Source organism: Pseudomonas sp. H26/SER47-MNA-CIBAN-0231, assembly GCF_040310465.1.
GTDB classification, from domain to species: Bacteria; Pseudomonadota; Gammaproteobacteria; order Pseudomonadales; family Pseudomonadaceae; genus Aquipseudomonas; species Aquipseudomonas atacamensis.
In genome coordinates this window covers 195,822-208,909 of sequence record NZ_JBEOPW010000003.1, presented here as the reverse complement: position 1 = coordinate 208,909, position 13,088 = coordinate 195,822, and the positions used below count along the sequence as shown (strand labels likewise).

The 13,088-nt window shown below is 61.7% G+C and carries 12 protein-coding genes; 5 read left to right on the top strand and 7 right to left on the bottom strand.

The window, feature by feature from the left end; all coding sequences use genetic code 11:
• Positions 1-63: 63 nt before the first annotated feature.
• From AAEZ10_RS06300 to aspA, 6 genes are all read right to left on the bottom strand, one after another.
• Entirely contained in the window at positions 64-1,158 is a 1,095-nt protein-coding gene (locus AAEZ10_RS06300) for a polyamine ABC transporter substrate-binding protein (RefSeq protein WP_350568448.1), read from the bottom strand.
• The gene (locus tag AAEZ10_RS06295; RefSeq protein ID WP_071171382.1) at positions 1,155-2,180 is read right to left on the bottom strand and encodes a histone deacetylase family protein; all 1,026 of its coding nucleotides are present in this window, start codon (positions 2,178-2,180) and stop codon (positions 1,155-1,157) included. The genes AAEZ10_RS06300 and AAEZ10_RS06295 overlap by 4 nt, the downstream gene beginning before the upstream one ends.
• 155 nt (positions 2,181-2,335) lie before the next feature.
• On the bottom strand, positions 2,336-3,331 hold the full coding sequence (locus AAEZ10_RS06290) for an AraC family transcriptional regulator (protein WP_130928398.1): 996 nt from the start codon (positions 3,329-3,331) through the stop codon (positions 2,336-2,338).
• 172 nt (positions 3,332-3,503) lie between these two features.
• The gene (locus AAEZ10_RS06285; RefSeq protein ID WP_350568444.1) at positions 3,504-4,508 is read right to left on the bottom strand and encodes an asparaginase; all 1,005 of its coding nucleotides are present in this window, start codon (positions 4,506-4,508) and stop codon (positions 3,504-3,506) included.
• A gap of 109 nt (positions 4,509-4,617) precedes the next feature.
• Positions 4,618-6,066 carry an alanine/glycine:cation symporter family protein gene (locus AAEZ10_RS06280; RefSeq protein ID WP_016772471.1) on the bottom strand — a complete coding sequence of 483 codons (1,449 nt, stop codon included), beginning with the start codon at positions 6,064-6,066 and terminating at the stop codon, positions 4,618-4,620.
• A gap of 557 nt (positions 6,067-6,623) precedes the next feature.
• The gene (aspA, locus tag AAEZ10_RS06275; protein ID WP_016772472.1) at positions 6,624-8,048 is read right to left on the bottom strand and encodes an aspartate ammonia-lyase; all 1,425 of its coding nucleotides are present in this window, start codon (positions 8,046-8,048) and stop codon (positions 6,624-6,626) included.
• Positions 8,049-8,228: 180 nt separating this feature from the next.
• Between aspA and AAEZ10_RS06270 the strand changes: the two genes are divergently transcribed.
• The 5 genes from AAEZ10_RS06270 to AAEZ10_RS06250 all read left to right on the top strand — a co-directional run bounded on the left by AAEZ10_RS06270 (position 8,229) and on the right by AAEZ10_RS06250 (position 12,044).
• Positions 8,229-9,137: a LysR substrate-binding domain-containing protein gene (locus tag AAEZ10_RS06270; protein WP_122748256.1), complete on the top strand. Its 909-nt coding sequence runs from the start codon at positions 8,229-8,231 to the stop codon at positions 9,135-9,137.
• Positions 9,138-9,472: 335 nt separating this feature from the next.
• Positions 9,473-9,964, top strand: a complete 492-nt coding sequence (gene purE / locus AAEZ10_RS06265) for a 5-(carboxyamino)imidazole ribonucleotide mutase (RefSeq protein ID WP_007954291.1) — start codon at positions 9,473-9,475, stop codon at positions 9,962-9,964.
• 10 nt (positions 9,965-9,974) lie between these two features.
• Positions 9,975-11,057 carry a 5-(carboxyamino)imidazole ribonucleotide synthase gene (locus AAEZ10_RS06260; RefSeq protein WP_073470876.1) on the top strand — a complete coding sequence of 361 codons (1,083 nt, stop codon included), beginning with the start codon at positions 9,975-9,977 and terminating at the stop codon, positions 11,055-11,057.
• A 111-nt stretch (positions 11,058-11,168) separates the two neighbouring features.
• Positions 11,169-11,414, top strand: a complete 246-nt coding sequence (locus AAEZ10_RS06255) for a GlsB/YeaQ/YmgE family stress response membrane protein (protein WP_016772475.1) — start codon at positions 11,169-11,171, stop codon at positions 11,412-11,414.
• 93 nt (positions 11,415-11,507) lie between these two features.
• Positions 11,508-12,044: a DUF3299 domain-containing protein gene (locus tag AAEZ10_RS06250; protein ID WP_282387784.1), complete on the top strand. Its 537-nt coding sequence runs from the start codon at positions 11,508-11,510 to the stop codon at positions 12,042-12,044.
• Between the two features lie 123 nt (positions 12,045-12,167).
• Here the strand turns inward: AAEZ10_RS06250 and AAEZ10_RS06245 are convergent, their stop codons facing one another.
• Positions 12,168-13,067: a D-hexose-6-phosphate mutarotase gene (locus AAEZ10_RS06245; RefSeq protein WP_350568437.1), complete on the bottom strand. Its 900-nt coding sequence runs from the start codon at positions 13,065-13,067 to the stop codon at positions 12,168-12,170.
• Positions 13,068-13,088: the final 21 nt, after the last annotated feature.

Below are 13,088 nucleotides of genomic sequence, written 5' to 3'. Positions count from 1 at the left end.
GTAGATAAAGCTGCCAGGCAAAAAAAGACCCGCCTCGGCGGGTCTTCGGCAAACGAGCCGGTTTCAGGTCCCGGATTTGATTTTCGTCCAGGCCCGCGTGCGTGCGCGTTCGGCATCCCGAGGCAGCGGCTGCAAGGTGTAGAGCGTGCTCATTGCCGCATCGGTCGGGTACAGGTTCGGGTTGTTGCGAATGGCTGGATCGACCAGGCCGGTGGCGTCCTTGTTCGGGTTCGGATACCCGACAAAATCGCTGACCGGGGCAATCACCGCCGGTTGCAGCAGGTAGTTGATGAAGGTGTAGGCGTCTTCGGTGTTCTTCGCGCCCTTGGGAATCGCGAGCATGTCGAACCAGATCGGCGCACCTTCCTTCGGCAGACGCATATCGACCACCACGCCGTTCTTCGCTTCCTTGGCGCGGTTGGCCGCTTGCGAGAAGCTGCCGGAATAACCGACGGCCACGCAGATGTCACCGTTGGCGATGTCGGCCATGTATTTGGAGGAATGGAAGTACGTCACGTAAGGGCGGATCTTCATCAGCAGCGCTTCGGCCTTGGCGTATTCCGCCGGCTTCTTGCTGTTGGGGTCGAGACCCAGGTGTTGCAGGGCCAGCGGCAGAATCTCCGACGGCGAGTCGAGCAGGGCGACGCCGCACTGCTTGAGCTTGCTGATGTTTTCCTCTTTGAAGATCAGGTCCCAACTGTTCACGGGCGCGTTGTCGCCCAGTGCTGCCTTGATCTTGGCCGGGTTGAAACCAATGAGGATGGTGCCGTACATGTATGGCACGGCGAACTTGTTCCCCGGGTCGTTGGCCTCGATCAGCTTCATCAGTTTCGGATCAAGGTGATTCCAGTTCGGCAGTTTGCTGCGATCCAGCGGCTGGAACACCCCGGCCTCGATCTGCTTGGCGAGGAACACGTTGGACGGCACCACCACGTCATAGCCGGAGTTGCCGGTGAGCAGCTTGGCCTCGAGCGCTTCGTTGGTGTCGAAGATGTCGTAGATCAGTTTGGTCTGGCTGTTCTGTACCTTGAAGTCGTCCAGCGCCTTGGGCGTGATGTAGTCGAACCAGTTATAGACGCGCAGCGTGCGTTCTTCGGCGTGGGCGCCAGCGTTGAGCAGAGCCGCGCACAGCGCCGAGGCGATCAGTCGCTTTTTCATTGTTCGAAACCTTCCAGCACGTTCACTGCGTTGATGCCGATTTCTTCCACCGCGTAGCCACCTTCCATGACGAACAGGGTCGGCTTGCCGAGGGCGGCGATGCGCTTGCCCATGGCCAGGTAATCCGGGCTGTCGAGTTTGAACTGCGAGATCGGGTCGTCCTTGAACGTGTCGACGCCGAGGGAGACGACGATGATGTCCGCGCCATAGCGATCGATCTCGTCGCAGGCCTGATCCAGCGCCGCGCTCCACACATCCCAGCCGGAACCGGCCGGCAGCGGATAGTTGAAATTGAAGCCTTCACCGGCACCTTCGCCGCGCTCGTCGTCGTAGCCGAGGAAGAACGGAAACTCCGCTTCCGGGTGGCCGTGGATCGAAGTGAACAGGACGTCGCTGCGTTCGTAGAAAATCGACTGAGTGCCGTTGCCATGGTGGTAGTCGACGTCAAGGATCGCGACTTTCTTGTTGCCCTGATCGAGAAAGGCTTGAGCGGCGATGGCGGCGTTGTTGAGGTAGCAATAACCGCCCATCAAGTCGCTGGCGGCATGGTGCCCCGGCGGACGGCACAGGGCGAAGGCCGCGCGTGCGCCACGCTGGATTTCTTCTTGTGCGGTCAGGGCCACTTGCGCTGCGCTGTAGGCCGCTTGCCAGGTGCCGGCGGTAATCGGCGCGCCGCCGTCGAAGCTGTAATAACCGAGCTGGCCGTGCAGGCTGGTCGGTTTGATCGCACGCAGCGTGCGCGCCGGCCAGGTGTAGGGCAGCAGGTCGCCGTCAGTGTTGAACTCGGTCCAGCGTTGCCATGCACCTTTGAAAAATTCCAGATAGTCACGGCTGTGAATGCGCGCGATCGGCTCCAGGCCGAAATCCTTCGGCGCTTCGACCGCCCCGAGATTTTGCTTCTGCACGCGTTGCAGCACATGGTCGGCACGCGACGGCATCTCGAAGCACGGCTTGAGCTGGCCATCGATGAGTTCGCAGCGGCCGTGGTGCAAGTGGTGATCGTCTGAGTAGATCGTCAGCATTTGTTGTTCTCCGCAAGGCTGATTCGGTGGTCTTCAGTGTTGCGGCGCAAGTTGAATCGGAGAACGTCGGGAGCGGCCAAAAGGGGATCGATATGGCCAAAACCTCTGACCGCAATTCGCCCCTTGTTCATGCAGGCTCATGCCTGGAGCAGACATCAATGCGGTCTGAACTGACTCGGCGCCACGCCGCTCCAGCGCACAAACGCATGCCGGAAACTCGCGGTCTCGCTGAAGCCCAGCGTCTCGGCGATCCGATAGATCGGCAGCTGATCCTCACACAACATCTGCTTGGCCCGTTCGAAGCGCAGTTCATCGAGCAGCTCCTGATAGCTGCTGCCCATGTCTTTCAAATGCCGGCGCAGGGTGCGCGGTGAGCACTTCATCTGCTGTGCCAGACCTTCCAGTCCCGGCGCGGCATTCAGTTGCGCGCTGAGCAACTGACGAATCCGCCCCAGCCAGGCCTGACGTCCGGTGAACTCCAGATTCTGCTTGCGGCAGCGCTCGGCCATGGCCTGATGGGTGATGGCGTCGGCCAGCGGCAGCGGCTGATCGAGCCAGTGGCGGTCGAAGGCGAAGGCGTTGTCCTTGGCCGAAAAGTGCAGCGGCGAGTCGAAGGGTTCGGCGTAGCTGGCGCGATAGTCCGGCGCTGCATGTTCGAAGCGTGTGGCGCGCAGTGGCAGGGAATGGCCGAGCAAGTCGTCGCAGATGACTTTCAGCGACACCAGACAGAATTCGGCGTTGAACACCGCCATCGCCGGGCTCTCGCGATAGTCGGCGGCGACGAACCAGACCTGCTCGCCATCGTCTTCCAGGCTCAGTTCGAACAGCGTGCCCAGCAGCGCCGGATAACGGATCGCCAGCCGCAAAGCGTCACCGAAGGTGGCACAGGTCAGCAGGGCGTAACCGAGCATGCCGTAACAGGACACGTGCATGCGCCGACCCAACTCAAGGCCAATGTCACGTTTGAGCGCGACCGCGTTGGTGCAGACCTGCATCTCTTGATGGGTGGTGATGCGCGTATCGGCACGCTGCAGATCGGCCGCCACGATGCCGCTGCCAGCCAGCAGCGCCTCACTCGACAGGCCTTCGGCCTTGAACGTGTTGAGGATCAGCGAGACCGCGTTGAGGGTGGTGAGGTGGGAGTGGAGCATGGGATCTTCCAGCCTGGAGGTGGCTGGGACGCAGCAATTTATATGCCGTACAAAAAACCCTGGTGGGAGCGAGCCTGCTCGCGAAAGCGGTGTGTCAGGCACACGAATGCCAAATGTGTCATGGCTTTCGCGAGCAGGCTCGCTCCCACAGGGGGATTTGCGTTGTGACAGATCAGCTCAGTTCGCCGCAGAGATCCAGCTCAATAAATCGACGCACTTCAGCCGTTTCCAGCCCGGCCCCCAGCAAGCCATGCAATTTGCCGAACGCCGCCTCGCGCGTCATGCCGCCACCCGACAACACGCCAACACCTCGCAAGCGGCTGCCGGCCTCGTAGACATCCAGCTCGACCCCACCTTCATGGCATTGCGTCACTGCAACCACCACCACGCCGTTATCCCGTGCGCGGCCAAGGCTGGCGAGGAACTCAGGGTTATCGCTCGGACCGGTCCCACTGCCGTAGCATTCCAGCACCAGACCTTGAATGCCGCTGTCGAGCAGGCCGTCGAGAACCTCGGCACTGATCCCGGGAAACAGCGGCAACACCGCCACTTTCGCCAGTTGCTTCGGCTGGTTGTAGTTCAGCGCGACTGGGATCGACGGCGCCTTCACACCACCGCCCTGACGCTCCAGGCGTTTGAACGGATGGCGGCCGAAGCTGCGCACTTTTGCGCAGCGGGTCGGCGCCAGCAGTTCGCCGTGGAAGTACAAATGCACGCCCGGCGCCAGGCCCTGGCCGAGGGCGACCAGCGCGCCGCCGAGGTTTTCCCAGGCATCGCTGTCGGTCACGCCCGCCGGCAACATCGAGCCGGTGAAACACACGCGGGCATGCAGGCCGAGCAACTGAAAACTCATGGCCGCCGCGCTGTACGCCAGCGTGTCGGTGCCGTGCAGGATCAGCACGCTGTCGCAGCCTTGCACGTCCACGGCATCGACCACCGCTTCGCGCAGTTGCTGCCAGTAGGCCGGGGTCATGTTGGCGCTGTCGATCAGCGGCGACATTTCCCGAAACTGCCACTGCGGCACTACCAGCTCAGGCTGGCTGTGCAGATAGTCGCGCATCCGCGCTTCGAAACCGGACGCCGGGGCAAGCCCGTTGGCGCTGGCCTGCATGCCGATGGTGCCACCGGTGTAGAGCACCATGACGTGTTGAGCGGCGGGGTAGGTCGACGAGCTCATAGGATTCTCCGAAACGATGAGGGCCTTGCAGGAGCGAGCAGGCTCGCTCCTGCAGGTTATTGCATCACAATAACTGACGGGCGCAGGGGATGCGCCCGTCATTCACCTGTCAGCGTTGCGCTGCAGGTACGCCTTGCGGCGCAGTTTCAGTCTGGCCCGCCGCTGCTGGCGGGTTGACCGGCCAGGCGTTGCGATCCAGATCCAGGTCGGCGAATTTGCTCGAATCGAACACTGGCTGTTTGACGCCGGCGCGACGCTGCTCGTCGTAGTCGCGCATCACCCGCAGGCCGACCTTGAACAGCATGGCCAGGGCCACGAGGTTGACGAAGGCCAGACAGGTCATGGTGATGTCGGCGAAGGCGAATACCGTCGTCAGGTCCTGCATCGAACCCCACACCACCAGCGCCAGCACCAGGCCGCGGAACAGCATCAGCAGAGCGCGGTTGCGGCTGAGGAACTGCAAGCTGTTCTCGCCCAGGTAGTAGTTGTAGAGGATGCAGGTGAAGACGAACAGCGACAGCGCGACGCTAACGAACATGCGACCCCAGTCACCGACCACGGCAGCCAGCGAGTTCTGGGTCAGGACGATGCCGTCACCTTCGAAGCCCGGGGTGTAGAAGCCCGACAGCAGGATCAGCAGCGCGGTGCAGGTGCAGATCACGAAGGTGTCGAGGAACACGCTGAAAGCCTGGACCACGCCCTGCGCGCCCGGATGCTTGACGGCGGCCACAGCGGCGACGTTCGGCGCACTGCCCAGGCCCGCTTCGTTGGCGAACACGCCACGCTTCACGCCCATGACAATGGCGCTGCCGAGCAGACCGGCAAAGGCCGGGTCGAGGCCGAAGGCGCTCTTGAAGATGGTTTCCAGCATGGCCGGTACGTGTTCGATCTGGGTGCCGATCACGTACAGGGTCACGCCGATATAGGCCAGGGTCTTGATCGGTACCAGCAGGTCGGAGACCGAAGCGATGCGCTTGATCCCGCCGATAAAGGTGATGGCCAGCAGCACCGCGAGGACGATACCGGTGTGTTGTGGATTGAAGTCAAAGGCGTTCTGCAGCGAGTGGGTCACGGTGTAGGACTGCAGGCCGATGAAGGCGAAACCGTAGGTGACCAGCAGCAGAACGGAGAAGACTATCGCCATGCCTTTGAGCTTGAGCCCGTGCTGGATGTAGTAGGCCGGACCACCGCGGTACAGGCCGTCGCCATCGGCGCGCTTGTAGACCTGGGCCAAAGTGCACTCGAAGAAGCTGCTGGACATGCCGACCAGTGCGGTCACCCACATCCAGAACACCGCACCCGGACCACCGAGGGTCACGGCGATGCCGACACCGGCGATGTTGCCTGCACCGACGCGGCCGGCGAGGCTGAGCATCAAGGCCTGGAACGAGCTGAGTTGCCCGGCGCTGCCTTTGAGGCTGTCGCGGAACACCGCGAACATGTGGAAGAAGTGACGCAGTTGAACGAAACGCGAGCGAATCGTGAAGTAGCTACCGAGCCCGACAATGAGCACGATCAGTACTTTCCCTGAGAGGAAGTCGTTGATGACTTCGAGCATGGATTTATCCTCGCTGTTTTTTGTGGGTGCAGATGCTGGATCGGAGAAACATCGTGTTACACCGGTCTGCGCGCGGCACGACGGGTGAGGCGAAGGTTTCGTCCCGGATCCATATCGCGGGTTTTGTTATTAGTTCGGGTTTCGCATGGGTTATGGCCTCGTTACCGACGACCGCTCACGCGAAGAGGGGCGGCACTATACCGATCAGTGGCGCGCCCGTCTGCACGGTAGTGGTGCAAGCGACGAAACGAAGCTTTGAAACACTTGGCGTTTGTGGCGAGGGGATTTATCCCCGTTCGGCTGCGAAGCAGTCGTAAACCATTGCACGCGGTGTTTCTGGTACATCTTTATTGTTGGTATCGGGGCCGCTTCGCAGCCCAACGGGGATAAATCCCCTCGCCACAAAGGCTCACCTGCATATTGTTCAGTCCTCTACGTTCGGGTCTCAGGATAAACAGTTAAAAAAAAGGGCTCGGGGACAAAATCCCCAAGCCCTCAAAAGGTGAGAGGTGTCTAGTCCCTCGACCTGGTGAGCGGTGCTACAAGTTCGCGTCGGCTCAGGCTTTGAGCGGAACCAGACGCGGGGCAATCATGTTTTCCGGGCGCAGGATGTCGGCGAGCATGGCTTCGTCGAGCAGACCTTCTTCGCGCACCAGTTCCAGTACGCCACGGCCGCTTTCAAGGGCGATACGGGCGATGCGGGTGGCGTTTTTATAGCCGATGTACGGGTTCAGTGCGGTGACCAGACCGATCGAATGCTCGACCAGTTCGCGGCAGCGCGCTTCGTTGGCGGTGATGCCGACGATGCAGTGCTCGCGCAGCATGTCCATGGCGCGTTGCAGCAGGCGGATCGAATCGAGGATCTTGAAGGCGATCAGCGGCTCCATCACGTTCAGTTGCAGCTGGCCGCCTTCGGCTGCCATGGTCAGCGCCAAGTCGTTACCGATGACCTGGAACGCGACCTGGTTCACGGCTTCCGGGATCACCGGGTTGACCTTGCCGGGCATGATCGAGCTGCCTGGCTGACGCGCCGGCAGGTTGATTTCATTGATGCCGGTGCGTGGGCCGCTGGACAGCAGACGCAGGTCGTTGCAGATCTTCGACAGCTTGACCGCGGTGCGCTTGAGCATGCCGGAGAACAGCACGAAGGCGCCCATGTCGGAGGTCGCTTCGATCAGGTCGGCGGCCGGTACCAGCGGTTGGCCGCTGATCAAAGCCAGACGTTGAACAGCCAGTGCCTGATAACGCGGGTCGGCGTTGATGCCGGTGCCGATCGCGGTGCCGCCGAGGTTGACTTCGGTCAGCAGTTCCGGGGCCAGCGTCTTCAGACGCGCGAGGTCTTCGCCCATGGTGGTGGCGAACGCGCGGAATTCCTGGCCGAGGGTCATCGGCACGGCGTCTTGCAGCTGGGTACGGCCCATTTTCAGGACGTGGTCGAACTCTTTGCCCTTGGCCGCGAACGCCTGAATCAGGCTGTCGAGGCTGGCCAGCAGCGCGTCGTGACCCAGCAGCAAACCCAGACGGATCGCCGTCGGGTAGGCGTCGTTGGTCGACTGCGCCATGTTCACGTCGTCGTTCGGGTGCAGGTACTGGTATTCGCCTTTCTCGTGGCCCATCGCTTCCAGAGCAATGTTGGCGATCACTTCGTTGGCGTTCATGTTGGTAGAGGTGCCGGCGCCACCTTGAATCATGTCGACCACGAACTCTTCGTGGTAATCGCCACGGATCAATCGCGCACAGGCTTCGCTGATGGCAGCGTGCTTGGCTTCGCTCAGGTGACCCAGCTCGCGGTTGGCGTCAGCGGCGGCCTGTTTGACCATCGCCAGGCCCACAACCAGTTTCGGGTAATGCGAAATCGGAACGCCCGAGAGGCGGAAGTTGTTCACCGCTCGCAGGGTCTGGATGCCGTAGTACGCATGGGCCGGTACTTCGAGGGCGCCAAGCAGGTCGGTTTCTGTGCGGAAAGATGCAGCGGAGGACATGATAGAAATCATCTCGATAAGGACCCGGTCTGTGCCGGAACGCTGCGAATGCTAGGCTTGTGGGGATTTTTGGGCCAATGCTGTTCAGCACTGCCCTATGCACATTCGGCATAATGCCCATGTGACGCCGCCTGTGCGGCAGACGTGTGACCTGTTTTGGTGCGTGTCCGGGAGGACGTGATGAATCTGGAAAGCAAATGGCTCGAGGACTTCAGTGCCCTGGCCGCCACCCGCAGCTTCTCGCAGGCGGCCGAACGGCGCTTCGTGACTCAGCCGGCATTCAGTCGGCGGATCCGCAGCCTCGAAGCGGCGCTGGGGCTGACCTTGGTGAATCGCTCGCGCACGCCGGTCGAACTGACGGCGGCGGGGCAGTTGTTTCTGGTGACCGCGCGCACCGTGGTCGAACAACTCGGTGAAGTGCTGCGCCATCTGCATCATCTGGAAGGCGGGCAGGGCGAGGTCATGCAAGTCGCAGCGGCGCACTCGCTGGCGCTGGGCTTTTTTCCGCGCTGGATCGCCCAGTTGCGCAACGAAGGGCTGAACATCGCCACGCGGCTGGTGGCGACCAACGTTGGCGACGCCGTGCACGCTTTGCGTGAAGGTGGCTGCGATCTGATGCTGGCGTTCTACGACCCGGATTCGGCGATGCAGATGGACCCGGAAATCTTCCCGTCGCTGCATTTGGGCCAGACCGAGATGCTGCCGGTGTGCGCGGCGGATCTGGATGGCAAACCGCTGTTCGATCTGGAAGGCGAGGCGAGTGTGCCGTTGCTGGCGTACAGCGCCGGGGCGTTTCTCGGCCGTTCGGTGAATGGATTGTTGCGCCAGCGCCAGTTGCGCTTCACCACGATCTACGAAACCGCGATGGCCGACAGCCTGAAAAGCATGGCCTTGGAAGGCCTCGGCATCGCCTGGGTGCCGCAACTGAGCGTACGCGCTGAGCTGGCCCGCGGTGAACTGGTGGTGTGCGGCGGCCCGCAATGGCATGTGCCGCTGGAGATTCGTTTGTACCGCTGCGCCCTGGTACGCAAGGCCAACGTGCGGTTGCTGTGGCGCAAGCTGGAAGGCGGCGCTGCCCAAAACACTTGAAGCTGATGAAGATCGAATGTGGGAGCGAGCCTGCTCGCGAATGCGCAGTGTCAGGCCCTGAGGTATCGTCTGACACAACGCTTTCGCGAGCAGGCTCGCTCCCACAGGGGGATTTTTGCGCTGTTCTTTCGCTGACCTCAAGGTCAATAAAACCGGGCCTTTCGCTCATTTGACAGATGGTCGTTTCGGGGGCTGTTTATTGCTTTCTTTGCGGTATACTGCGCGGCCTTCGGCCGGCACGTCCGGCCATTTTTCGTACAATCAAGCCACGCAACCTGCGTGGCTTGTTGTTTTATGACGCGCCCGCGGGCGCTCCAGAGAGAAGAGGCGCGACGATGAGTGCACTGGTTGGCGTGATCATGGGCTCCAAGTCCGATTGGTCCACCCTTAGCCACACCGCCGATATGCTGGAAAAGCTCGGCATCCCGTACGAGGTCAAGGTGGTTTCCGCCCACCGCACCCCGGATCTGCTGTTCCAGTACGCCGAAGAGGCTGAAGGCCGCGGCATCGAGGTAATCATCGCCGGTGCCGGTGGCGCCGCCCACTTGCCAGGCATGTGTGCGGCCAAGACCCACCTGCCGGTGCTGGGCGTGCCGGTGCAGTCGGCCATGCTCTCGGGCGTCGATTCGCTGCTGTCGATCGTGCAGATGCCGGCCGGCATTCCGGTTGCCACCCTGGCCATCGGCAAGGCTGGCGCAATCAACGCCGCCCTGCTCTCGGCGAGCATCCTCGGCGCCAAGCACCCGCAATTTCACGCGGTACTGAAAACCTTCCGTGCCGAGCAGACAGACAGCGTCCTGGACAATCCAGACCCACGTATTGCCTGAGGTTGTTGAGATGAAGATCGGTGTAATCGGTGGCGGCCAGTTGGGTCGCATGTTGGCCCTGGCGGGCACTCCGCTGGGCATGAACTTCGCTTTTCTCGACCCTGCGCCGGACGCTTGTGCGGCCGCGCTGGGCGAACACCTGCGGGCCGATTACGGCGATCAGGATCATCTGCGCCAACTGGCCGATGAAGTCGATCTGGTGACCTTCGAATTCGAAAGCGTCCCGGCCGAAACCGTGGCATTTCTCTCGCAATTCGTGCCGGTCTACCCGAGCGCCGAAGCCCTGCGCATCGCTCGTGATCGCTGGTTCGAAAAGAGCATGTTCAAGGACCTCGGCATTCCGACCCCGGCCTTCGCCGACATCCAGTCGCAAGCCGACCTGGACGCCGCCGTCGCTTCGATCGGTCTGCCGGCCGTGCTGAAAACCCGCACCCTGGGTTATGACGGCAAGGGCCAGAAAGTCCTGCGCAAGCCGGAAGATGTTGCCGGTACGTTCGCCGAACTGGGCAGCGTTGCCTGCCTGCTGGAAGGCTTCGTGCCATTCACCGGCGAAGTGTCGCTGATCGCCGTGCGTGCCCGCGATGGCGAAACGAAGTTCTATCCACTGGTGCACAACACCCACGACAGCGGCATCCTCAAGCTGTCGGTGGCCAGCACCGATCACCCGTTGCAGGCGCTGGCGGAAGATTATTCCAGCCGTGTGCTCAAGCACCTCGACTACGTCGGCGTGATGGCTTTCGAGTTCTTCGAAGTCGACGGTGGCCTGAAAGCCAACGAAATCGCCCCGCGCGTGCACAACTCCGGGCACTGGACCACCGAAGGTGCCGAGTGCAGCCAGTTCGAAAACCACCTGCGTGCCGTGGCCGGCCTGCCGCTGGGTTCGACCGCCAAGGTCGGCGAGAGCGCGATGCTCAACTTCATCGGCGTAGTGCCGCCGGTGGAGAAAGTCATCGCCATCGAAGACTGCCATCTGCATCACTACGGCAAAGCTTTCAAGGCCGGACGCAAGGTCGGCCACGCCAACCTGCGCTGCGCCGACATGGCCACGCTGCAGGCGCAGATCATCAAGGTCCAAGCGCTGATCGCCGAGTAAACCAGTTTCATGTGGCCGCGGCGGAACCATTCAGGGGCCGCCGTTCTCTCATGGCAGGATGCCAAAGTCTGTCTAGGCTTTGGCATATCTACCAAATCAGAGGGAAATGCCATGGGAATTATCGGAACCATCTTTATCGGCTTGATCGTCGGCCTGCTGGCTCGGTTCCTGAAACCGGGCGATGACAGCATGGGTTGGATCATGACCATCCTGCTCGGTATCGGCGGTTCGCTGGCAGCCACCTACGGCGGCCAGGCTCTGGGCATCTATCAGGCGGGCGAGGGCGCGGGTTTCCTCGGCGCACTGGTCGGCGCTGTCGTGTTGCTGGTGATCTACGGTCTGATCAAAAAGAACTGATCGAAAGCGACCAAGCCCTCTCGGCCCGCGCGGCCGGGAGGGCTAGAATGCGCGGCGACTCACCGTCCATTCCTTTGCCTGCCGAGCACCTTCATGCGCCGTCTTCTGTTGACTCTCCTCTTGCTGGGCAGCTATCTCGCCCACGCCGGCGAACTGCCGGAAACCGACTGGCTGGAACTGATGCCCAAGTCGGATCAAAAGGCCCTCGAGGCCATGCCGGAAATCGACCACAACACCCCCGAAGCCACCGGCACCTTCACCGAGAAAGGCGGGATGAAGCAGGCCAAAGGTCTGCCAGCGGTGATGTATTCGACGAAAACCGTGGCGTCGATGAACGACAAGCACATCCGCATCGGTGGTTACCCGGTGCCGCTGGAGTCCGATGCCAAGGGCCGCAGCACGTTGTTCTTCCTCGTGCCGTATCCGGGCGCCTGCATCCACGTACCGCCACCACCGCCGAATCAACTGGTGCTGGTGCGGTATCCGAAAGGGTTGAAGCTGGAGGACATCTACACACCGCTGTGGGTGACCGGCACGCTGAAAATCGAGAAGGTCAGCAATGACCTCGCTGATGCGGCGTATGCGCTGGAGGCGGAGAAAGTGCGGGTGGTGCAGGAATCTGATCTGTAGGGCCGATACAAAACAACTGTGGGAGCGAGCTTGCTCGCGAATGCTGTCTCTCAGTCACATTGATGTTGACTGATACGACGCTTTCGCGAGCAAGCTCGCTCCCACAGTTTTATCGGGTGTTGCTTAGAGCGGTTTGCTGGCCACGCTGACACCCATGGTATGGCTCGCCCCCGGCGCCAGGGTCACCAGATCATCCATCACGTTCGCCGTTTCGATGCACAGCATGCGCTGCCAGCCATCGTTGTCCATGTCCGGCAGGGCGGCGGCGCGGTCGATCCATGGGTTCCAGATCACCGCCGTGCGTGAGCCGGTGGAGGTCAGCACAATGCGTCGTTCCCAGCTCGGATCAACGATGCTCAATTGCGGCGGAACGTCAAGGTAGATGCGGTCGGTCTCGCCGGCGAAATGCAGATCGCCGCTCTGGCTGGCCGTGTTCCAGTCATCCAGGGTCTCGATGTAGTTGAGCCCGGCCACACCGTCGACATGCACATTACGCACGTCACTCACGGCGAAATAGGTGTGCAGCGCCTGACTCAGCGTGACGCTGTCAGTACCACGGTTATGGCTGGTCAGGCTGTAATGCAGTTGATCCGCCAGATGCAGGGTCAGGGTCAGATCGACTTCGTGGGGCCAGCCCGGCAGGCCACCTTCCGGGTAGGGCAGCTTGAACTCGACCTTGATGCCGTCAGCCTCTGATTCGATGTTGCCCAATTCCCAGTCCATCGCCCGCACCAGACCGTGCGCGGGGGCCGGTTGCGCGCCGGTGTACATGGCCTGCACGCTGCTCGGGTTGCGTTCGAATTTGCCGAACCACGGCCAGCACACCGGCACGCCGGCGCGGATGCTTTTGCCGGTCTTGAACTCGGCCTTGTCGTTGAGCCAGATGATCGGCGGCTGGCCGTCGATCTGATAACTGAGGATGTGCGCGCCTTGCTGGGCCACCAGCACTTCGGCCTTGCCGTGGCGGATGCGCCAGCAGTTCAGTTCATCCTGTTTCACGGCTTCAACGTTGGGCGTGTTCATGGGCAACTCTCGATCAGACAC